This is a genomic window from Endozoicomonas sp. 8E (assembly GCF_032883915.1).
Classification (GTDB): domain Bacteria; phylum Pseudomonadota; class Gammaproteobacteria; order Pseudomonadales; family Endozoicomonadaceae; genus Endozoicomonas_A.
On the sequence record NZ_CP120717.1, the window covers coordinates 5,397,154 to 5,420,151 of the forward strand.

At 48.8% G+C, this 22,998-nt stretch carries 18 protein-coding genes; 11 read left to right on the forward strand and 7 right to left on the reverse strand.

The genetic code is table 11. The features are described from left to right. Positions 1–453 precede the first annotated feature (453 nt). Positions 454–1,779, reverse strand: coding sequence for a group II intron reverse transcriptase/maturase (gene ltrA / locus P6910_RS18620; protein ID WP_252176896.1), 1,326 nt, complete (start codon positions 1,777–1,779; stop codon positions 454–456). Between the two features lie 806 nt (positions 1,780–2,585). Here ltrA and P6910_RS18625 point away from each other — a divergent pair. Together P6910_RS18625 and P6910_RS18630 are read left to right on the forward strand one after the other, a co-directional pair. Continuing rightward, on the forward strand, positions 2,586–3,287 hold the full coding sequence (locus P6910_RS18625; protein ID WP_317142750.1) for a pseudouridine synthase: 702 nt from the start codon (positions 2,586–2,588) through the stop codon (positions 3,285–3,287). A 38-nt stretch (positions 3,288–3,325) separates the two neighbouring features. After that, positions 3,326–3,712, forward strand: coding sequence for a VanZ family protein (locus P6910_RS18630; protein WP_317142751.1), 387 nt, complete (start codon positions 3,326–3,328; stop codon positions 3,710–3,712). Positions 3,713–3,790: 78 nt separating this feature from the next. On the opposite strand, the gene P6910_RS18635 is transcribed toward P6910_RS18630, so the two are convergent. Beyond that, positions 3,791–5,164 (reverse strand): ATP-binding protein, encoded by a 1,374-nt coding sequence (locus P6910_RS18635; protein WP_317142752.1) that lies wholly within the window; start codon positions 5,162–5,164, stop codon positions 3,791–3,793. A 17-nt stretch (positions 5,165–5,181) separates the two neighbouring features. Continuing rightward, entirely contained in the window at positions 5,182–5,880 is a 699-nt protein-coding gene (locus tag P6910_RS18640) for a response regulator (RefSeq protein WP_317142753.1), read from the reverse strand. 716 nt (positions 5,881–6,596) lie between these two features. On the opposite strand from P6910_RS18640, the gene P6910_RS18645 reads away from it, so the two are divergent. The 4 genes from P6910_RS18645 to P6910_RS18660 all read left to right on the forward strand — a co-directional run bounded on the left by P6910_RS18645 (position 6,597) and on the right by P6910_RS18660 (position 14,147). Next, the gene (locus P6910_RS18645; protein WP_317142754.1) at positions 6,597–7,811 is read left to right on the forward strand and encodes an efflux RND transporter periplasmic adaptor subunit; all 1,215 of its coding nucleotides are present in this window, start codon (positions 6,597–6,599) and stop codon (positions 7,809–7,811) included. 5 nt (positions 7,812–7,816) lie between these two features. Beyond that, positions 7,817–10,945 carry a multidrug efflux RND transporter permease subunit gene (locus P6910_RS18650; RefSeq protein WP_317142755.1) on the forward strand — a complete coding sequence of 1,043 codons (3,129 nt, stop codon included), beginning with the start codon at positions 7,817–7,819 and terminating at the stop codon, positions 10,943–10,945. Positions 10,946–11,140: 195 nt separating this feature from the next. After that, positions 11,141–13,408, forward strand: a complete 2,268-nt coding sequence (locus P6910_RS18655; RefSeq protein ID WP_317142756.1) for a hypothetical protein — start codon at positions 11,141–11,143, stop codon at positions 13,406–13,408. Between the two features lie 370 nt (positions 13,409–13,778). Next, positions 13,779–14,147, forward strand: a complete 369-nt coding sequence (locus P6910_RS18660; protein WP_317142757.1) for a hypothetical protein — start codon at positions 13,779–13,781, stop codon at positions 14,145–14,147. A gap of 28 nt (positions 14,148–14,175) precedes the next feature. On the opposite strand, the gene nhaD is transcribed toward P6910_RS18660, so the two are convergent. Beyond that, positions 14,176–15,483 carry a sodium:proton antiporter NhaD gene (nhaD, locus tag P6910_RS18665; RefSeq protein WP_317142758.1) on the reverse strand — a complete coding sequence of 436 codons (1,308 nt, stop codon included), beginning with the start codon at positions 15,481–15,483 and terminating at the stop codon, positions 14,176–14,178. A 490-nt stretch (positions 15,484–15,973) separates the two neighbouring features. Here nhaD and P6910_RS18670 point away from each other — a divergent pair, with 490 nt between their 5' ends. After that, a complete protein-coding gene (locus P6910_RS18670) occupies positions 15,974–16,444 on the forward strand; it encodes a YbaK/EbsC family protein (RefSeq protein WP_317142759.1) in 471 nt (156 codons plus the stop codon). 56 nt (positions 16,445–16,500) lie between these two features. Here P6910_RS18670 and P6910_RS18675 read toward each other — a convergent pair whose 3' ends face one another. Next, on the reverse strand, positions 16,501–17,589 hold the full coding sequence (locus P6910_RS18675; protein WP_317142760.1) for a DUF6435 family protein: 1,089 nt from the start codon (positions 17,587–17,589) through the stop codon (positions 16,501–16,503). A gap of 89 nt (positions 17,590–17,678) precedes the next feature. On the opposite strand from P6910_RS18675, the gene P6910_RS18680 reads away from it, so the two are divergent. Together P6910_RS18680 and dapD are read left to right on the forward strand one after the other, a co-directional pair. Then, positions 17,679–18,062: an ArsC family reductase gene (locus P6910_RS18680; RefSeq protein WP_317142761.1), complete on the forward strand. Its 384-nt coding sequence runs from the start codon at positions 17,679–17,681 to the stop codon at positions 18,060–18,062. A 99-nt stretch (positions 18,063–18,161) separates the two neighbouring features. Continuing rightward, positions 18,162–19,199, forward strand: a complete 1,038-nt coding sequence (gene dapD, locus P6910_RS18685) for a 2,3,4,5-tetrahydropyridine-2,6-dicarboxylate N-succinyltransferase (protein WP_317142762.1) — start codon at positions 18,162–18,164, stop codon at positions 19,197–19,199. A 203-nt stretch (positions 19,200–19,402) separates the two neighbouring features. Here the strand turns inward: dapD and tnpA are convergent, their stop codons facing one another. Further along, a complete protein-coding gene (gene tnpA / locus P6910_RS18690) occupies positions 19,403–19,807 on the reverse strand; it encodes an IS200/IS605 family transposase (protein WP_257254788.1) in 405 nt (134 codons plus the stop codon). A 70-nt stretch (positions 19,808–19,877) separates the two neighbouring features. On the opposite strand from tnpA, the gene P6910_RS18695 reads away from it, so the two are divergent. Together P6910_RS18695 and P6910_RS18700 are read left to right on the forward strand one after the other, a co-directional pair. Beyond that, a complete protein-coding gene (locus tag P6910_RS18695; RefSeq protein ID WP_317142763.1) occupies positions 19,878–21,134 on the forward strand; it encodes a transposase in 1,257 nt (418 codons plus the stop codon). A gap of 369 nt (positions 21,135–21,503) precedes the next feature. Continuing rightward, complete coding sequence (locus tag P6910_RS18700) at positions 21,504–22,100, forward strand: OmpA family protein (RefSeq protein ID WP_317142764.1); 597 nt, start codon at positions 21,504–21,506, stop codon at positions 22,098–22,100. A 277-nt stretch (positions 22,101–22,377) separates the two neighbouring features. On the opposite strand, the gene dcd is transcribed toward P6910_RS18700, so the two are convergent. Beyond that, on the reverse strand, positions 22,378–22,962 hold the full coding sequence (gene dcd / locus P6910_RS18705; RefSeq protein ID WP_317142765.1) for a dCTP deaminase: 585 nt from the start codon (positions 22,960–22,962) through the stop codon (positions 22,378–22,380). Positions 22,963–22,998 lie beyond the last annotated feature (36 nt).

Here is a 22,998-nt window from a genome sequence, read left to right on the forward strand (position 1 = left end):
TACTATCAGCTGGTCTGACTTCCTGAACGTCATCAAGTCGTTCTTGCTTTACAGGCTCGTCGGACCCTACAGGCTCCGCCTGAACGTTCAGGATCTCCCTTGTTCACGTAAAATCATTCGATAACATGCCGCGGGTACGAACCCCGGAAGCAGTCGGGATGCCTTGTCATTAGCGGAGCTCCCGACTTCCGCTTTCCCCATTGAGAGAGAAGGTCAGCCACTTCAACCACGTTCAATTTCGGGGCTAATTATCCCTTAGCAGACGTTACGGCCTGTTATCACCCTGTCTACGCTTCGCAGTAGTCGTTACCTTCTACCACGCAAGACTCGGTACACGGCTGCCGACCACAGCTTTACCGCGATGACCATTTCAGGTCACAAGATTTTACGCGCTTGCAAGGCGCAACTCCCACAACACCCAGCATACGGGTCCGTACTGGGCGTTTCGGTCAGTTAAGCAGCCAATAATCTAATCAAACCTAATTCATCGAACCAACTATTCGGCAATGCTAAGTGTAGCGCAGGACTCCGGCTTATCCGCCAGTACCCTTTGCTCGATCCTACTGTCTGCCTCGTCAGCTCTTCACTGACTCCTCGCCTTCTTAGCTCCGCATATCGCTTCGGACTTTTCTTCCATTGATACCAGAGCAAACTTCTCAATCGTCGCCTGATCCAGCAGTCAAAGTTTTCAAACTCCGAACGGGTTTCAACTTCTCGAAAGTAGTTCTTCCAGCCCCGTAAATAGCGATTCAGAGACTCCAATCTCTGCTCCAGTGACCGCCCGCCTTTGCGGGTTAGTTGTTTGACCTTGTCCCTGAACCGCTTGCAGGTTTTATCTGCCAGCTTCTTCCTGCCATCTCTGGTAAAGCTGTATCCCAGGAACGCCCGCCTCCATGCCTTGTCAACTGCACTTTTCGCAACGTTGACCTTTAGCTTCAGCTTACTTTCGATGTAACGAGTCAAACTTGCCATCACTCTCTCGCCTGCTTTCTTGCTTCGCACAAACACCCGACAGTCGTCAGCATAACGTACAAATCGTAAATCACGCTTTTCTAACTCTTTATCGAGTTCATCCAGTACGATGTTAGATAACACAGGTGAGAGCGGTCCTCCCTGAGGCACTCCTTCAGTCTGCGGTTTTACCAGCCCGTTCTCCATCACTCCGGACTGTAGGAATCGTCGAATTAAACGTAATACATCCTTGTCATCTGTGTGAACGGCCAGTTTTGCCATCAGTCGATCATGGTTAACCCGGTCGAAGAATTTCGACAGGTCAATGTCCACAACCCAGTTATATCCTTCTCGGATATACGACTGAGCCTGATTAATCGCCTGATGAGCTGACCGGTTCGGCCTGAACCCGTAACTGAAAGATGAGAACCTTAGTTCCCACTCGGCCTGCAATACTTGCTGTATCGCTTGCTGCACCATTCGGTCTAAGGCGATTGGTATACCCAACTGCCTTTCTCCTCCGTCCGGTTTGGGAATCAGTACTCGCCTTACGGGAGCAGGACGCCATTCTCCCTGCAAAAGACATTGTCGCAGTTCATGACCATGTTCTTGTAGATGGGTGTACAACCCTTCCACTGTCATACGGTCGATGCCTGCTGCGCCTTTATTGCGTTTAACTCGCTGAAAGGCTCTTGTTAAATTATTGGGGTTGGCGATACGCTCCATCAGTCTCGTACCACCCGCCGGGCTTTCGTAATCCTGTGATACCGACACGACCTCAGCTCTCATAGCCTTGCAGCCTCCGGTTCCGCCGTGACCACTTGGCATGAGTTCCAGTGTTTGCTGGATTTGTCTGCGTCCAGTGTATCGAATAACAGAAACTACTCACCACTCTGTACCGTTCAGGCCTTCACTGACATACGCCAGCTACTATGCCATCTGCTGACTTCTGTGTGGCGGTCAAGTCACCTTACGATGACCTCAGTCCGAAATATCAGACACCACACAGACCTCCCGAGGTAAGTCACACCGCCTTCGCCGCACAACCGCCAGATCTACTGCCTGAATGTCCGGATGAGTATGGACTTCATCATCATACGCTGACTCGTCCTCACGCAAACAGCCTCATATCTGATTTCTGTTCGTCGGCTCGCGGTTTTGCTCCACACTGCCTTCAGCCTGCACCTCGCGATACAAACCTTGTGCTTCACTAGTCCTTCGCCCTCATCTGGCTGGACAGGGGACTTTCACCCCCAAGCTGTGTGACATGCTCGGCACACGTAAAAAAAATCCGGGCCATTAACCCGGATTTAATAAGAACTAACAAGACAAATGAACAAATTGAAAATCAATCTGCCGGAGTATGTCAGTACTCCCTGGCAAGAGATAAGTTACGGAGCAGCTTATCCGGGGTTTATTTTGCCTGTCTCTCCTGAAATCATAATCCGTAGAAGTACTTCAGTAATCAAGAAAACACCTGACTCTCCGACGATTTAACACGCACTTATCAGTCAAATCAGCGTAATCCTGTCGAATGTTTGCAGAGTCTTACCCATTATTAGAGCTGAGCTCGGGGCTTTTGTTCTGTTTCAATCACTTTATAATGTCAGCCAAAGCCAATGAGACTGAGCCCGATGTCAGGTCGCCCCCACCAGCCCCCCGGTTTTCCCGAGAAGAAAACAGAACAGACTCCCGTTCCACGACTGATTCTGTTTAACAAGCCTTTCAATGTACTGACTCAATTCACCGATTCAGAAGGGCGTTCTACACTCAAGGATTACCTGCCCATTCCGGGTGTTTATCCTGCTGGTCGCCTGGACAGGGATAGCGAAGGGCTGGTGCTGCTCACTAACAATGGACAGATTCAACATCAGGTCAGCTCTCCCCTTCATAAGATGGACAAAACCTACTGGGTTCAGGTGGAAGGTTTACCCAATGAACAGGCATTGGAGAAGCTGAGAAAAGGCATTGAGCTCAAAGACGGCACGACGCTTCCTGCAAAAGCCAGAATTATAGAGGCACCAGCAATCTGGCCAAGGACACCGCCCATAAGGGAAAGAAAGTTCATCCCTGACTGCTGGTTGGAGCTGACTATTCGAGAGGGACGTAACAGACAGGTTCGACGTATGACCGCAGCAGTTGGCCACCCTACCCTGAGACTAATACGATACCGTATAGGTGATTGGACACTGGACGAACTCAAGCCGGGAAACTGGTGCGAGATAGAGATACCTGATGCTTTAAAGGTACAATTAAGAAAAAACAGTATTCCCAGAAATCGATCCAGGGCCAACAAACTGGCTCGAAAAAGTTTTACAAAACGTTATAGAAAATAATTATCTGACTATTTTCAGGAATCGAGAGGAAGGACCGCTTGATAGCATTAATCAAGACTCATTACACAAAACTGGCCCAGACTGCCCTCCTGCTGGCCATGGCATCTATTATGGTTTTGTCGCTATTGCCGCTGGATAAAGTCCCACTCAGCGCTGTAAACGATAAGCTTCAACATCTTGCAGCTTTCCTGCTGTTAGCTTTTCTGATCGATGCCAGCTTTCCAAACCAGTCATTCAACTTATGGAAAGTCAGTGGTTTGATGGCCTATGGCTTTCTCATTGAGCTGCTGCAATTACAAACAGAGTATCGCTTTTTTTCACCGGCTGACCTGATGGCTGACCTCGCTGGAATAGGTCTGTACTTTTTCACTATTCCTGTCTGGAAGCGTGTACCGCTAGTCAACTGGCGCTGGTCTTTAACGTAAATGCTGAGCGAGGAGCCTTCAGCTTTCCCAGCGCTTCAATTCACTGCGGCGTTTCCCCTGATTTCTGACAGATGTCGGTTATAACTTGCGCTTATTGTCCAGAGGTATCTTGATCGTTACTTCAAGACCAGGATGGGCATTTCTGGCGCAGATTGACCCATCGTGATTGGCTATAGCGCTCATTGCTATGGCAGTCCCCAGCCCAAATCCATCATTTTCCTTGCCTCGGGTTTCATCCACCCTGAAGAAAGGTTCGAACATGGATTCCAACACCTCTTCAGGAACACCCGGACCTTTGTCCCGTACTTTGATGATCACATTTCGCCGAAATTCTTCCAGCGTCACTTCAACATTGCTGCCTTGCGGAGTAAATCGGATGGCATTACGAATGATGTTTTCAGCTGCGCTGCTCAGCCAATCACGCACTCCAACAATCTCAACAGACTGGCTCTTAATCAGATCAACGCCTTTATTCTGGGCCTGAGCTTCAAAGTTACCGTCATCCACCAATTCCTTGATAAGCTGCTCCAGATTGACCTGCTCACAGGCCACTTCACTCAGACCATGCTGAATACGGGAGAAACGAATAATCTCACCAATCAGCTCATCAAGACGCTCTATTTCCCTTTCTATGCGCCCATGTTCCGCCTCAGCTTCAGGCGTTTTTCTTCGAGCCAGCGCCAGAGAAATCTGCAACCGGGTTAACGGGGAACGTAACTCATGAGAGACGTTTCTGAGTAAGATTTCCTTGTTATTGATCAGCGTCTCTAACTGCTCTGCCATGTGATCAAAGTCGCGGGCAAATTCTCCCAGCTCGTCACCTCTTTGTCGGACACTGGCTTCTACCCGGGCAGAGAGCTCTCCTTTCGCCAGTTTTCTGGAGGTTATCTGCAATCGCCTGATGGGGACTACCAGATAGCGCGCCAGCATGATGCAAAGCAGGAAACTGACCGCCAGAGCAATGATGACCAGATGCCATTGCTGGGAAAGTACTTTGGTCACTCGCCAGTGAACCAGTCTGGGCATTTCCTTGGTCAGAAACAGATCATAAGGCACTCGTCCAATCCAGACTTTCCTGGGACCCACAACTACTACTCCGCTTCTGAAAGTAATAGTAGGTTCAGTGCGATCATGGGTTCGATCATAAGCGGACATCAGTTCATCCGGAATGGCTCTTCTGCCCATCACTTCACCGGCAGGATCAAAAAGGTAAAAATAACTTCCGCTGAACTGAGGGAAGGGAGTATGAGGAGCCCAACCAGAAGCCATGCGTTCGACTTTTCTGGAAACGATCTCCAGTTCACGAAACAGCTCTCTGCGTTCTGACAGGAAATCCGAGGGATTCACCGTTATGGCCACCGCTATCACCATGGCAGCCATCATCGATAACATGGTAAGCCAGAACCAAAGGAACAGCTTCCAGAACAGACGCTGAAATGGCCAGACCAACATTCTCCGGACTTGTTTAATCATGGTCGTATATAGAAATAGCCTGCACCACGGACGGTTTTAATTCTTGGTGAGCCATCCGGACGTGTGCCAATTTTTTTGCGTACATTGCTCACATGCATATCAATCGCACGATCATAAAGTGTCAGACGACGGTTCAACGCGATTTGAGTCAGTTCATCTCTGGAGATCAATTCGCCAGCTTTTTCAATCAGTGCCTTGAGAACCATAAACTCAGTGGCCGTCAGCTCAAGCAGTGTTTCACCCATTTTGGCTTCGCGGTTTGCCAGATTGAGCGTGATATCATCAATAGAAAGGACTTTATTACCGACCTCGGCCCCCGGTGACCTGCCCCTTCTCAGAATGGCCTTGATCCTGGCTACCAGTTCGCGGTGGTTATAGGGCTTGGGCAGATAATCATCCGCTCCGATTTCCAGCCCAATGATGCGATCTACATCATCGCCACGAGCCGTTAACATCAGTACCGGGATATCAGACGTCTGACGAATTTTTTTCAGGACTTCGAAACCGTTCAGTTTTGGCAGGGTAACATCGAGTAGTACCAACTGATACTCGCCTGAGAGGGCAGCATGGGCACCTGACTCACCATCATGAACTGCATTGACAGAGTACCCTTCGGTAGCCAGGTACTCAATCAACAATTCACAGAGTTCAATATCATCATCTATCAACAGAAGCTCTAGATTTTCATTACTCATTGGCAGCTCCTCAATAAAAAAAGACCCCGCAGGGGCAAGGCGGGGTTAAAGGTACAGCACAGGGCACAAAATTTACAGAGAGTCTGTCAGCCGACTTATCCAACACGACCCGGGAAAGCGTCACAAACCAACAAATTATCTTGTCGCAAACAAACAGCACTCAACATTCCAGAAGACTTTCGTTTCAATCGCCCCCGTCTTAGTTGAAAAACTTCAGCGTTTAAACAATGGGCTCAGTGTATTGAAGCCCGTATATACACTGGGGTTAGAGTCAGTAAGCACTCTGTAAAAAGATTTATTCGCATTTGAAGTAAACGTCCTGTAAACAAATGCTTTATTTTTAATTTAGTGGTAGGAATCAGCCTTTAGCTGAGTACAATACCCACTACTTTTCCAACATGAGTATGCCCAACTCTGCACAATACTGCGCCAACTTTAGAAAAACCGATGACTTTGAGTATAAACGCACAATAATTAATGTTTATATTCACCTTCTCCGGTCCTCAATGGTGGCGCTTGCACAGAAAAAAGACAGGTGAATACTAACTGTGCTCATGCCTGAACAGACTCCTGTGCAAGCAGCTAAGACTATTTACAGACTAGACTTGCCTGTGTATTGCTTTGCGAAGAGATCTCCTGATCGGCACACTCATACCACAAGACTCTGACCGTGGGCTGGAAATCTGAACTTGAGACTCTTTCTCTCGGAGCCATCGATGAAATCAATCATCAGAAATAGACAACGACCTCTGCTCCCTTTCGGCTTGCTTGTCGCATCTGTATTAGCCCTGTCAGGCTGTAATCAAGAGCAGGAACAAAGAAAAATGCCTCCTCCTGCTGTTTCTGTTATCAGCGTTACAGAGCAGCCTGTTGGCGATTACAAAGAATACGTCGCTCGTACAGAAGCTGTTAATACTGTCGACCTGAGAGCAAGAGTAGAAGGCTTTCTTGCACAGAGAGACTTCATTGAGGGGCAAACTGTGGAGAAAGATCAGCTGCTATTCGTTATAGACCCCAAACCGTATATCGCCAACCTTAAAAAAGCCGAAGCTGATCTGGCCAGTGCTAACGCAGAGTTGGACAAGTCGAAAAAAGACCTTCAACGCAGCAGGGATCTTCATAAAAAAGGCTATATCAGTCAGGCCGACCTGGACACCCAGACCAGCAAAGAAGCTCAGGCAGAAGCCTCTGTCCAAGCGGCTGGAGCGGAGCTGGATACTGCCAAACTGAATCTTAGCTACACCAAAATCATAGCCCCCTTTAAAGGTCAGATCGGTCGCTCCAAATACAGCGTGGGTAATCTGGTAGGTCCGAATAGTGAACCTCTGGCAACGCTGAATTCGATTGACCCTATCTATGTCAACTTCCAAGTCAATGAACAACAGATCATTAGCCGCTTACAGGAAAGTTCTGGCAGCCGGGCAGCCGAAAAGCAGGACTTTGAAATGAGCCTGCGTTTACCCAATGGCAGCGATTACAATCACAAGGGCACCTTCAATTTCGCAGATACCAGAGTCGATGAAACCACGGGAACCCTGACCCTGCGTGCTGAATTCCCGAATCCTCAGGGCATCATTGTTCCGGGCCTATACGTCACCCTTATCGTGGAAGGCAAGAACAAAACCGAACATCCGATCATTCCACAGTCTGCCGTCCAGGAAAACCAATCGGGCCGTTTTGTATTGGTCGTAGATGCTAATAACGCAGTTGAAACCCGTCAGGTAGAACTTGGACGTCGCCTGGGTCCAATGTGGGTTGTGAACTCTGGACTTAAAGCCGGTGAAAAGATCATCGTTGAAGGCCTTCAGAAAGTTCGTCCAGGTGTCAAAGTCACTCCCACCACCGTCACAATTGATCCAGAGACAGGCGGAATTGAAGGCCAGCCCAAGCCTGGTCAAGAGCAGGGCAGCCAGGCTAACAAACAAGGGTAACTGCGATGATCAGTCAGTTTTTTATTCACAGGCCCAAGTTTGCCTTTGTCCTGTCGATTGTCATAACCCTGGTGGGTATGATTTCCATGCTGACCCTGCCTGTGGCTCAGTTTCCTGAAATCACCCCTCCCCAGGTCAATATCAGTGCGGTATTCCCGGGAGCCGATGCAGAGACCATAGAAGAAGCCGTCATCCGACCGATTGAAGAACAGGTCAACGGTGTAGAGGATATGATCTACATCAACTCTTCTGCAGGTAACGATGGCAGCGCAAGCATCACCGTGACCTTTGATTCGGGTGTCGACCAGGATATGGCCCTGGTAAACGTCCAGAACCGTGTTGCTGTGGCTGAACCATCACTTCCCGAAGATGTCAGAAGAACGGGGGTGACGGTCAGCAAAAAGTCTTCAAGCATGCTGATGGGTATAAACCTGGTTTCCAACAAGAGTGAGTTCGACGGCGTTTACCTTAATAATTACGCCAATAATTACCTGAAAGAACCCATGGCTCGTATCGACGGGGTCGCTTCTGCCGACATTATGGGTTCACTGGTTTATAGCATGCGTATCTGGCTTAACCCCGAACGCATGGCATCTCTTGACATCACAACCTCAGACGTATCCAACGCACTGAATGAGCAAAACGTTATTGTTGCAGCCGGTAAGCTGGGTCAGGCGCCGAACGAGCCAGACCAGCAGTTCACCTACACCATAAAAACCCAGGGACGTCTGAGCGACCCTGAAGAATTCGGCAACGTCATTATCAAGGCCGACCCTGATGGTTCCTATGTTCGCATCAAGGATATCGCTCGGGTTGAAATGGGTTCCCAGAGTTACGATGGTGTTGCCAAGTTCAACAATGACGACACAGCTTTTCTGGTTATCTATCAGCAGCCTGATGCCAACGCTATGGATGTGGCGAAAGGCGTAAAAGCGACTATGGAAGAGCTGTCTGCACGTATGCCGGAAGGTATCGAGTATGAAATCAAGTTCGATACGACCAAGTTTATTGATCAGTCCATCAAGGAAGTAATCATTACCCTGCTTCAGGCAGTCGCTCTGGTGGTACTGGTTGTATTCCTGTTCCTGCAAAACTGGCGGGCAACGCTGATCCCGGCAATCGCAATACCGGTCTCCCTGATTGGTACCTTCGCTATCATGAAAGCTCTCGGGTTTTCCATTAACACTATTACGCTTTTCGGACTGGTGTTGGCGATAGGGGTGGTCGTGGACGACGCCATTGTCGTTATTGAAAACGTTGAGCGATTAATCACCAGGGAAGGGATGAGCCCGGCAGAAGCCACCAGTCAGGCCATGAAGGAAGTATCGGGCCCTATTGTGGCGACCACCCTGGTATTGCTGGCGGTATTTGTCCCTGTAGGCTTTATGCCGGGTATTACCGGCGGACTTTATTCACAGTTTGCGGTCACCATATCGGTAGCCGTTGTGATCTCTTCCATCAACGCTCTGACATTAAGTCCGGCCCTGTGTGCCACTTTGCTGAAAAAAGGCAAGATGGGACACATCAAGTGGCTGGTTCCTCTTGATAACTTTATCAAGCGGCTGACCGGCGGCTACAAGAGCTGGGTTACCCTGTTGATTAGAAGAAGCATTCTGGGAATTGGACTGTTTGCGATCATGATGGCCTCCACCGGCTTCCTGTTCAACAGCACTCCCTCCGGCTTTGTTCCGGATGAGGACCAGGGATTCTTCGTGGTGGATGTTCAGCTTCCTGACGCAGCGTCCCTGAACAGAACCGAAGCCACTATGGAGAACATCACCAACATCATTCGAACCGAACCCGATGTAGACAGTGTTATCAGTGTTTCCGGCTTCAGCATCATGGGGGGATCCAACTCCAACAACGCCATGGCTATCGTTGTCCTCAACGACTGGAAAGATCGCCCGGACCCTTTACAACACCAGCAGGCGGTACTGAGAAAGATACAGGGCAAGCTCTGGACGTTACCGGAAGCCCAGGTCATGGCGTTTGCCTTCCCGCCCATTCCGGGCCTTGGATCTTCAGGTGGTTTTGACTTCAGGCTTCAGGATACTCTTGGCCGCCCCCCTCAGGAGCTTGGTCAGGTGTTGAATGGACTGATCTATCAGGCAAACCAGCGCCCCGAAATGACTCAGGTATTCAGTACTTTCCGTGCTAACGTGCCTCAATACTTCCTTGAAGTAGATCGCAACAAGGCTAAGGCACAGGGTATTCCACTGTCTGAAATTTTCATGACCCTGCAAACCCAGCTGGGCTCCCTGTATGTCAATGACTTCAGTAAGTTCGGTAGAACCTACCAGGTTAAGCTACAGGCAGAGAGCGAGTATCGCGCCAACCCTTCAGACCTGAGCAAGTTCTTTGTCAGAAACCTGAATAACGAGATGGTGCCTCTGACTACCGTTGCCTCATTGAAGCCGATTCTTGGCCCCAGCAGCATCGACCACTACAACCTGTACCGTTCAGCCAGCATCAGTGGCAAGGCCAATCAGGGTTTTAGTTCCGGTGATGCCATCGCTGCCATGGAAGATCTGGCCGGGACATTGCCCGATGGATACACCTTCGAGTGGTCTGGACAGTCTTTACAGGAAATTGAAGCCGGTAGCGTAGCTCCACTGCTATTTGCTCTGGCATTCCTGTTTGTCTACCTTTTCCTGGTGGCACAGTATGAAAGCTGGACCATGCCGCTGGCAATCATCGTGGCAGTGCCCATAGCGGCTTTCGGTGCCATTGTCGGGATCAACCTGTTCCGGTTATTGATACCCTCGATGGCCAACGATATCTACGCCCAGATAGGTATGGTGCTATTGATTGGTATTGCTGCAAAGACGGCCATTCTTATCGTAGAATTTGCCATGGTTCAAAGGCAGTCAGGCAAGAGTATCTTCGATGCCGCAATCAACGCTGCCGAACTGCGCTTTCGCGCCGTATTGATGACAGCACTGTCTTTCGTACTAGGAGTACTGCCTCTGGTGTTTGCCAGTGGTGCCGGTGCTGCCAGCCGACGGATAATTGGTACGACAGTAATGTCCGGAATGATCGCTGCCACCCTGTTCGGCACGATAATGATTCCATTATTCTATTATCTCCTGCAGAAAATGCGTGAGCATTTCGATTCCGATAAAGCGAACAGCTGATCAACATAAAGCCCCTGTCTGAAGGGGTTTTTTTATATCCCGCGTGACTCTGGCTGCCACGCTCCAGCTTGAGAATCAGTGTTTTTTGCTCCCTCTTACATCAGGTAATCTATCCTTCCTCTCTGTAAACCGGAATGCTAGAACAGAATTATTAAACACTCACTCTTTGCAGCAACGCTGTGGCTTCTTCTGTCGATGTCTGTCATCTGTCAGGCTCAACCGTTGACAGGAGTTTTTGTTGTCGAGCCTGAACCGAATGCAGTTTTTCCAAACCAGAGCTTTTCTATAAAGCGTAACCAGCACAGATGCCCGGGCAGCCCATTATACATTTTCGACACAAACGACTGTAAAGAACCAGATTCGCCACCTGATATCAAACCACACATACCTGACATTTACGGGATCCTCCCTACCCTTATTGAGTTTATGAGACAGCAATGTTTTTTCACCGTACCTCTACTGATTCCCTACCAACTGATCCTGACAACCAAAGACTCTCCTTCAGGCTCCGATCCCTATTCATGGCTACCCTTAAAAGTGGTTATCACTGCCTGTTGGCTTTTAAAAAGCGATTGGCCCCTCAATTCACCTCTGTTTAAACCGATTGAACAACAAGAGGCAAGTCAGAGACATTCGTTTGCAACCATCACTATGATGTTTGGCTCTGGAGATAACCAGCAATCTCAACAGCCATCAGTATCATCCATCCAGATAGTCCCGGATGCCAGGGCCCTGCCTACACGCTCTTTCACTAACCCTCTGAACTCTGACTCTGGCGGCGGTAACGGAGATCCTCAACAACACCTGCACACTTTCGGTTTAAATTGTTTCATCCTTCCCTGTCATGGCGTTTGTCAATTCCGAACATCACCCGATAGCGGATTACCCACTGGATGGCCGCAGAAATCGGCAGAAAGTTCAACAGTCCAGACAGGAGCAGGACAGAGTTCATGCCCTGATCTAACCAATAGCCGTATAGATCATTTTAATCTTCTAAAGACTATGTATTCCCAACAAAACTGGCTTTTCCAAATATTGAATGGTCCTGCCATTCAACTCCAATGCACGTCTGTTCACCCCTCTCAGACACAGTCCGATCATGTGCAGCCCCGGGGCCTTGATAGCAACCCGACAAGTAGCTGCAAGCTTGCATACTCAGTGAGCTCAGGAGCATCAGACAGTGACTCAACCGGGCCGGTCAGAGCTGACGCCCAAGTACTTGAGAAATTTCCTGTCTCCAATGATGACTTGGTTGTAATCAACGGGTTACTCAATTTAGGTAATCATATTCGTCTCGAAAAAAGCGGGGGTTCCTGTGCCTTTACCGACCTCATATCCTCAATGAGAACTTCAGAAACACCACAAAAAACAACAGAATCCTCCCAATGGGTTCAAAGCCCACCTCAGCTTTTTCAGAGAGGTTCAATAAAGGCCCCGGCAGCATCTGGCAAGGTTATATTCGCAGCACCCAATCACAAAACCTCTCATGCTGGCGAACCTGAATTGACTCGAACTTCACCTTCAGGTTACCTTCCCCCCAGTGGTTCCAACCGTTGTCAACAAGCCCGGTCGAATCGCATAAGAACAAACGGTGGCGGGCAACAAACCTGCGAAATGACTTTAGTCGGGGAGGATGGCCAGTCACGGCCATGTGGGGTGATCTTCAAGAATGCTCGATCTCTATCCTCGCACAAAAGCAGATACCACAGCGGGCAAAAAACCTGTGACCTGACAAAAGTCGGAAAGGATGGCCAGCTGCAGCCATGCGGAAAGGTCTTTAGTCATTCTCTAGCCCTGGCGGCTCACAAAGGCAGAGCCCACATCAGACCACAAACCTGTGACGTAACCATGGTCAGAGAAGATGGTCAGCCGCAACCATGCGGAACAGTCTGCGAGGATGCCAGAGCCCTGACGTCTCACAAAAGAAGCGCTCACAAAGGACAACAAAAAATCTGCGATATGACAGTCATTGGAAAGAATGGCCAGCCGCGACCATGCGGAAAAGTCTGCAATAATTCAATAGCCCAGTCGTATCACAAAAGAAAATACCACACCGGGCTACAAACCTGTGACGTGACCGTGATCGGCGAGGATGGCCTGCAGCAGTCATGCGGGAAAGTCTGCAGAAGTACTCAAGACCGGATTGAGCACAGAAACAAAGAACACACCGGCCAACAAATCTGCTACGTGAGGCTGGTCGGGGAAGATGGTCAACTGCAGCAATGCGGAAAGGTCTTCAGAAATATTCCATCACTATCAGTTCATAAAAGCAAAATCCACAACAAACAAAAAACTTGTGATGAAACCGTGGTCACAGAGGATGGTCAGTCCTGGCCATGCAGGGTGATCTGCAAGAATGATAAAATCCTGATGGATCACAAAAGAAGACATCGTAAGCGCAAGCCTGTTGATGTGGACCAAGACAATGATCTCACTCCTGAAAAAGCTAAAATGAATAAGTAACGCTCTGACTTGGCTCTCGTTCTATGCTGTCAGTTAGCGGCTTTACCGGGCAGCCCGGGACTAAAAAAGACACCGATAGTCTAAAGAAGTCAGGCTGCTCTGGAATAACATCAGCAATTTCACGACAGTCTCCAGGACGTGTGAGCAAATGCTATTATCGGCTAAACGAAGTTTTCAAAGCCGTTAAGCTGGTGTAATAATTGACAGATTGATTCAGAAGTTTCTTAAAGCCTCAAGCTTCTCACTCAGGCCAAAACGGCTTTATGATCAATGATCGCAAAGACTGAAAGTATTTCACGAAACCAGAACTGCGGGAGGTTCTCTGGAAGAAAGAGAATGCTCCTGATAAAGAGAACAAGGAGCTTCAGGTTTGAAAAGATCTGATTATTCCAGAACATCTCTTCCCATCGCAGCATGGATACTCCCATCCATTCTGCTGGCTGGTTGTGCCAATCCTCTGGAATCAATCAGCTGTTACTACCAGCCTGTCAGGGGAACGATGCTGATTAATGAAGTGAAGGGAGACCTGGCTGAACTGGCCTTCTTTCCCGATGCAAAGCAGGATCTGGTATGGTTCAGGAAGCACAATATTGAACCTGACGATCTTGTGATGCCCATCAGCAATGTTGGCCGAGCGCCAAAACCTTCTACCCGTCATAAGGCGATTATTAATATCCTTACTTCAGGCAGCTGCTCACCCTATATTGTTTATCAGGGAGAACCTGTTCTGGCGAAGTGAGAACAGGGATTATCCCCCACCTTTAACTTCAACCATTCACCAGGAAATGGGTTGCAATACTGGCAGCATATCCCAGGGCAATGGCCCAGCTCCACTTCAAATGGCCCAGGAAGGTATATTGGCCTTTAGCCGTTCCCATCAGACCAACGCCCGCAGCAGAGCCTATTGACAGTAAACTGCCGCCTACCCCTGCGGTCAGGGTAATCAGCAGCCACTGGAATGTATCCATTTCAGGGTTCATACCCAGAATGGCAAACATGACTGGAATGTTATCCAGAATCGCAGAGAAGACTCCGGCTGCAATGTTGGTCCAGGTGGCCCCTATTCCGGTGTACATGCTATCGGAAATAAGCTCCAGGTAACCCAGATAACGCAAGCCACCTACAGAGAAAATGACACCAAAAAAGAACAGTAGGGTGTCCCACTCGGCGTGGGCAATTCGTTTGAAAATATCCAGATCTTCTTTTTTATCGTCGTCCATCGAAGGCATAATCTGACTGCCGGTCAGCCCTTTCAATCGCAGGAAATAGGTATAGAACATCAACAGGGAAAGCCCGGTCATCATGCCCATAAAAGGGGGCAGTCCTAAAAAGCTCTCAAAAGAAACGGCCAGTACAATCGTGATCAGGAACAGCACACAGATAGCCAACCCACCCTGGCGAATACCTGAATGGTCTTCAAGGGCCGCCGGGCGACCATTATCAATAAAGAAATTCATGATGGTCGCCGGGATAATAAAATTCACAACCGAGGGAATAAATAAAGCGAAGAATGTGAAAAACTCAACCTTGTCAGCCTGCCAAACCATCAACGTTGTGATATCACCAAAAGGACTGAAAGCTCCACCGGCATTGGACGCTACAACCACATTGATCATTGCCATGGTGACAAAAGCAGGATTTCCCTGTCCGACAGACATAATGACGGCACCCATCAACAGAGCCGTCGTCAGGTTATCGGCAATCGGTGAAATAAAGAAGGCCAGCACCCCGGTTACCCAGAAGAGTTGACGATAACTGAACCCCTTACGGATCAGCCAACTGCGAAGTGAATCGAATACCTGACGCTCTTCCATGGCATTGATGTAGGTCATCGCCACCAGCAGGAACAAGAACATGGCCGAATATTCTTCCAGGTCATGCATGACCGCTCTGGATAAGCTTTCGTGGGATACTCCCTCTCCGGCGGCCAGCCAGGCAATGAGGGCCCAGATGATACCGGCAGCCAGGATGACCGGTTTTGACTTACTGAGATGTAACTTCTCTTCTGCCATCACGGCAATATAAGCCAGAGTAAAAATGACAATACACAACCAGGCGATGGGGTGAGTTGTCATCCTCAGCAACTCCTCTGCCGCAAAAGAGTTCTGCGGAAGAGCAAACAACCCTGCCCCGGCAAGCAGGGAAGGCCTTCTCAGTCCAGAGAAATTCACTATAGTTTCCTTTAATTTTTAAATGAGTCAGGGGCCAAAAATGCGCAAATGATACTGATTGAATGACGATAAGCCAACCGCCAGTAAGATTCGATTTGAGCCTGCCCAACTCATTTCAGTGGATTCCTGTCTAATAAATCGACACCCGGGCTATTTACTTTCGATATAAAATATTTTTTGTGAAATCTGCTCAGACATGCAGGGTATGAAGCCTCGGTTAAAGAGTAGAAACAGATTACAACCGACTTTTATATACAATTTTCATCTTACTATTTAGGCCTGAGGGCACAGCACTCTGAAATAATCCATATACACTTGGGCGTAGTCTCTTTAATTACGACTTTTCTAACCTTCGTGCGGGGACGTGAAGATGAGCATCGCCCGGAAACTGCACATGTTTCTAAACCAACATAATGCGGAATACGAACTTGTTTCCCACCCATACTCAGAAAGAGCGATGAATACGGCACACTCCGCCTGTATTCCTGTCAAGAATATGACAAAAGCTGTCGTTCTCAGGGACAACAGGGGTTATGTCATCGCTGTCATGCCCTCCATGAACAAACTCATGCTGCGCTGGATCAACGCCAAGCTGGACCGCCATCTGAATCTGGTTTCAGAACAGGAATTGAAACACCTTTTCCCAGACTGCGAGGATGGTTCGATTCCTGCTATCGGCACTGCTTATGGCATGACCACTTGCTGGGATGACGAATTGAACTCATTACAGGACCTGTATCTGGAGTCTGGTAACCACAGGGAGCTGATTCATATGAACCGTAATCAGTTCAAGGCATTACTTCAGGGGGAAACCCATGCTGCCATCAGTTGCGACCCAGACGAAATGGAAGCCTATTGCACCTGAAAAAACAGCTGAGGGTCGGTAACCGCTGAAGACTGCGTAGCCAGTGACGGCTCTCTTCAGCGGGTCATTTTTTTTACAAAAACCACCACAAAGAGTGCCAGCGTGAAACTGCCAATAAAGGCTTCGACGGCTGCAAACAATCTTGAAAGACCTACGGGAGCCAGATCTCCGTATCCTAGTGTGGTAAAGGTCACCACACTGAAGTACAGTGCCTCCAGCCAATTAATCAGATTATTATAAAGAGGCTGGCCCGATTGGTACTTAACCAGTGTCCCACTGTCCTCAATACCCAAAAAGAAATAAAAAAGGGAAAAGAAGACAATAAATGACACTGAAAACAGAACCACCCTTTCGGGCTTTTCGCCATAGCCACTGAGCATATCGACAATCTTTGAAACCACCCTCTGCCGGGAGATGAGGGGAAACCGGTATCGGTTAAAGGTCCTTTCCCGGTAAAAAAACTCACCAGCATTATGAAACAGTCCCTGTGCTTCACAATGTTTGCGAATATTTCTGGCTACTTCTTCAGCCTCCTCAAATAACTCGCTGGATTTGCGTTTATCTCCTTCCCGGCTGGCCTGATGAGCTTTTTCTTCCTGCAGAAAAGTATCGCCAAAATCAACATGCTCAATTCGGGCCGACTTAAAATTAACACCCAGAAGGTTTGATCCGATTAAACGGGTACGGTGTAGATTTGCCCCACTTAAGTCAGCCTTCAGTAAATTACAACCGGAAAGATCTGCCCGATAAAGATGGGCTTTAACAAGGCTGCAACGACTCAAGTCACTATTGATCAAGTGATAGACCTCACCCTCAGGACAGACAAGATCCAGATTATCAAGATGAGCGCCTTTCAGATAAAACCCCTCCATAGTGGTACCTTTGCGAGCCCGCTCTTCCAATAATGCTCTGACATCGGCGCCGGATTTATCAGCTTCCCTGTCGTGCCAAAAACAATAGTCACTGCCTTCTAAAGCCGACTCATTACAGGGTCCGGATCGCTCGCCAATATAACGGCATTGATGGTCATCTTTAATCGGCATGAGAAAATAGCCCAACGTTTTTGAATAAGTGTTCCATACTGTGTCGGCAAAATAATCAGAAGTGTTTACCATCTGCTTTGGTGAATAACCTGAACGGCTCATGCAATTCAACACCCAGACGTGTATGCTTAGCCGCTTGAAACTATTACTTGAATATCTTCTATCTCCCGGTGAGACGGAAGATGGTTTTATTGCACATAGCTGTATACAGCGGACACACAGGTAGCCTCGTGATCACCCTCTACGGAATCAGCAACTGCGACACCGTTCGAAAGGCCCGTAAGTGGCTTACTACTGCCGGAATTGAGTACCGCTTTCATGACTACCGCAAAGACGGCCTGGACAAGACTACGCTGCATAACTGGTCGAATGAACTGGGCTGGGAAGCACTGCTGAATCGTCGTGGCACCACTTGGAGACAGCTACCAGAGAAGCAAAAAGCGTCTGTCGATGAAGCCTCAGCCATTGAGTTAATGCTGGAACAACCTGCTATGATCAAGCGACCCTTGCTCGACACAGGCTCCAAAAGAGTACTGGGCTTTTCAGACAATCAATATCAAACACTTTTTCAGTGAAACGCCTGGCCCTTTTCAACCAGGCAGAATAACAAAGCCCCTTGCAATCGCTGTAGAGGGCCGTCTCCAATTTGATTTAAATATCAGGGGAAATAATTTATGAACCAAACTCTTTTCAGTCTTGCGATTGGTGTAGGCAGTAAAAACGCGAAAGGCGACTGGCTGGAAGTATTCTATCCTATACCTCTGCTGAACCCATCTGAAAAGCTGGTTACAGCGATTACTGAACTCGTTGATTACACCGGCGGCAACACCTGCGTTGAGCTGGACAGTACAACCTGTCATGCGCTGGAAGAGTCTTTCGTCAATCTGGGTGAGGACGCTCTGGCAAAAATGATGCTGAGTCTTGAAGAAAGTGACCAGCCCCGTGTCATTACTTTTCTGGAAACAGACGACACACTGAACAGTACGCCTGAAGCTTACCTGAAGCTGCATCTGCTCTCACATCGTCTGGTTAAGCCCCACGGTGTTAAGCTGCAGGGGATCTTCCCTCTGTTGCCAAACGTTGCCTGGACCAGCGAAGGAGCTATCGACCTGACAGAACTGCCTGAGCGCCAGCTGAAAGCTCGTGCTGAAGGCCGCTACATCAGCGTAGACTCAGTGGATAAGTTCCCAAAAATGACCGATTACGTGGTCCCTGCAGGAGTGCGTATTGCCGATGCGGCCAGGGTTCGTCTGGGCGCTTATGTGGGTGAAGGCACCACGATCATGCACGAAGGCTTTATTAACTTTAATGCCGGCACCCAGGGCAAGAGCATGATTGAAGGTCGTATCTCCGCCGGTATTATGATTGGTGAAGGTTCTGACCTGGGCGGCGGCTGCAGCACCATGGGTACCCTCTCGGGTGGTAACGACATCGTCGTTTCCCTGGGCGAAAACTGCCTGATCGGCGCCAATGCCGGTATCAATATTCCTCTGGGCGACCGTTGCACCATCGAAGCCGGTCTTTACCTGACGGCTGGCAGCAAAGTCAATGTTCTGGACGATCAGAGAAACGTGGTTGAAACCGTTAAAGCCAGCCAGTTGAGTGGCCAGTCTGACCTGCTGTTCCGTCGCAATTCTATTTCCGGTGCCATTGAATGCCTGACCAATAAGTCGGCTATCGCTCTTAACGAAGACCTGCACGCTCATAATTGATGAGTCAGGGCTTCCAGCGCTCTGAACAATTCGGACTGCTTAATGAATGAACCAGTCCATTTCTGGCCAAAGCCTTGTACACTTTCTTTGAGGTTTTGGTCAGTCGACTGGTTCCTTCCATCTGTCCTATCGAACATGATGGCTACCTATAGCCGAAAGAGTGCTCCCTGCCACTTAGCAGGGAGGTGAATTTCGTCAGCCCATCAGGGCTGATCCTGGTTCTCAATATACTCTTTGATAACTTCCAGTGGCGCACCACCACAGCTCCCTGCAAAGTAGGATCGTGACCACAAAACCGGCTTTTTGTAAGCACCGGCAATATCGCAAAACTCTTGCCTTAACCTTCTGGAGGAAACCGCTTTCAGGCTGTTTATCAGCTTCGCAATGGATGGGGTCTTTGGTGTGAACTCAACCAATAAATGTACGTGGTCAGACTCGCCATTAAATTCACCGAGCTCGGCCTCGAAGTTTCCGCAGATTTCAGAAAATATCTCCTTCAGCCTCTCCAAATGCAAAGAGCCTAATACTTTCTTCCGGTATTTTGTTACAAAGACAATGTGGCAGTGCAAAGTGTAAGCACTGTGCCGCCCTTTCTTTATTTCATGCATACCAATGCTTGATATTCCAATATGTATACTCTAAATTCAGCACTAAGACTATCACACACTGATTGTATAAATGAAGATTCTCAAGGCCTATAAATTCAGACTGGAGACTACCCCGGAGCAGCATGAAAGACTCATGCAGCTTTGCGGGACAGCTCGTTTTGTCTGGAACAAGGCGCTTGAGATTTGTAATCAGAAGCAGGAAGCCGGGGGGAAAATCCCAACGGCCTACACTATGACCAAGTGGCTTCCGATCTGGAAGAAAGACCCGGAAACAGAGTTTCTTTCTCAGGGCAATGCCGTTACCTTGCAGCAAAAACTCTGTGACTTGGGAGCCGCATGGAAAAGGCACTTTGATGATCTCTCGAAGCTGAAGCAAGGGAAAATAAAAGAACTTCACTTTGAAGCGCCACGTTTCAAACGACGCAATGATGATCGGGATAACTCAATCCGCATCATGCAGTTTCCCCGTTACTGCCAGATTAACAATCGTCGGGTTAAACTCCCAAGCAAACTGGGTTGGGTTAAGTTTCGCAAGTCTCGCCAGATTGAAGGAGCGATCAAAAACTGCACCATTACCCGAAGGTCAAGCCATTGGTATATCAGCTTCCAGACAGAGCAGGAATGGCCTGACCCAATTCATTCGTCAGAGAAGGCGGTTGGTTTGGATATGGGCATTGCCAGGTTTGTCACCCTCTCTAATGGAGAGCAGTACCAACCCCTTAATGCTTTCAAAAAGCACCAGCTACAGCTTGCAGTAGAGCAAAGAAAACTCTCTCGTAAGATGAAATTCTCTGCCAACTGGCAGAAGCAAAAGCAGCGTATTAACCGGCTTCACAGCAAGATAGCCGCCTGTCGTCAGGACTTCCTTCACAAGACCTCAACGGAAATCAGCAAGAAACACGCAAGGGTTGTCATTGAGGATTTGAAGGTATCGAATATGTCCAGATCGGCGAAAGGCACTGCTGAAAAACCGGGCGTTAACGTCAAGGCCAAATCAGGGCTGAACAAGTCCATTCTCGATCAGGGATGGTATGAGTTCAGACGACAGCTTGAGTATAAGCAGCACTGGTTGGGCGGTGATGTGGTCGCAGTGAAACCACAATACACCAGCCAGACTTGTAGTGCCTGTGGTAACGTTCACAAGGACAACCGCAAGTCACAGGCAGGTTTTAAATGTGTTGCTTGTGGTCATGCCGAAAATGCCGACATTAACGCTGCCAAGAATATCTTAGCGTCAGGACATGGCGTGTTAGCCTGTGGAGCGGGTTCGTTGGAACCTGTGACGAAGCAGGAACCACTGCGAAATCGTGAGAAAGTAGCAGCCTAACGGGAATCCCCCACTGATTTCTTGAATCAGTGGGGGAGGATGTCAACCTGTAAGATAAGCGACTTTGATCGGTTAATTTCTACCCCTTATCGGCTAATGACTATTGACGAAATCCGTTAGCATCCGTGGCGTTTTGAATCTCGAAAAGTGAAACTTCTGAAAAGTGACCGCCCTTCCAGCAAATCACGCCTCTGACGCCTGTTGTTGTCAAAAAAACATCCTGATCTGCGCCTGTCTCTGACAATAGAACCAAGCCAACAGAAAACAGTCATCAGGAGCACGATTCAACGCTCCCTATAATCATCAGGAAATGGGCTGCATTCATTCTCTTGCAGACCAGACTCTAAAACCATGGAAAGGAGTTGTACCATGTCTGCAAGGATGCTGAGCACGTTCGCTATCATTTTCTCTCTGCTGTTCACAGCAGGTTGTTCCACTTCCTCTTCACAGACTCAACCTCAGAAGCCTCACTGGTCTGACTGTATGGCCAAAGGTGGAGTGGTTATGGGTATCCCCGGAGCGGCTTACAATATGGCAACTGGTGGTGCTGCCCTGGTGGCAGGAGCACTGATCGGTGGCACAGCCTGCGCCACTGCAAACCCTGTTGCTGAGCCCGAAGATCCAATGGGTACTGCCGGTGTAGAAGAGATGCCCACCGTTAACTTTGACTTTGACTCTTCCAGGCTGAGATCGGGCGATCTGGAAATGCTGAACACGCTTATTGGTCAGCTGGATCAGGAAAGCCACATCGAAATTGTTGGCCACGCCTGTGAGATAGGTTCCCGCTCATACAACCAGAAGCTCTCTGAAAGAAGAGCTGAGGCCGTAAAAGACTTCCTGGTGAGCAGAGGGATTCCTGAAGAAAACATGACCGTCAGAGGCGAAGGTGCAGATCACCCACTACGCGGCAATGATACAGAAGCGATGAGACAGGAAAACCGTCGTGCTGAAATCATGCTGAAATGATATCGGCCTGACAGCTAGCAGCCTGTCGGACTTAAGTCTGCCCTACGCGGCAACTGCTCCTGCGTTGCTCTCCTGCATCCGTGCAGTCGTGCGGTTGCGATAAATTGGTCTAAAAATTCCTGCCTCTTCGTCAAATAGCCCCGCTATTCTCCTCAGAAGCAGAAATTTTTATCCTCAATTTCTCGCAATCCTCGCTACGGGCGCTTAAGTCCGACAGGCTGCTAGAACCCCGGCTTGCCCGGGGTTTACTTTTTTGTCAGCAGACAGGAGATCTAACTCATTGATCCTCAGCAATTCGGCTGGCTACTGCACTCTTCTGTTCCTTGTATTTTGCGTCTTTTCGTTTGTTGTAGGGGCGGGCTGCGGTACCACTCATGGTCTCGAAATTAATGGCACCTATGCCCATTCCCGGTCTCAGAGCCAGTGGCAGTTTCCCACCGTTAAAAAACTCCAGCACAATCTGACCACTCCAGCCCGGGTCAATCCGGTGAGCGGTGACATGCACCATCAAACCCAGTCTCGCCAGAGAAGATCGACCATCCAGCCAGCCAACAATATCATCGGGCAAGGTAATGGATTCACGGGTAACTGCCAGAGCCAGCTCTCCCGGATGGAGGAAAAAAGCTTCGCCGTCATTAAGGGCAATCTCCTTGCTCATGATGGAGTCCAGTACCCGATTAATCTCTTCCCTGGGACCACTGATATCCACAAAAGGGGCTGCATGATCGTTGAAGACCCTGAAACTGTTTCCCAGACTCAGGTCAACACTGACCCCACTGATCTTCCCAGAGCCGGGACGGGGCTCAATAATGATTTTTCCACTGTCGAGGTAAGCTTCTATATCCCGATCACAAAGTCTCATGGTCTATTTTTCCAGCAGCAAGAAGGGAGTGTCTCA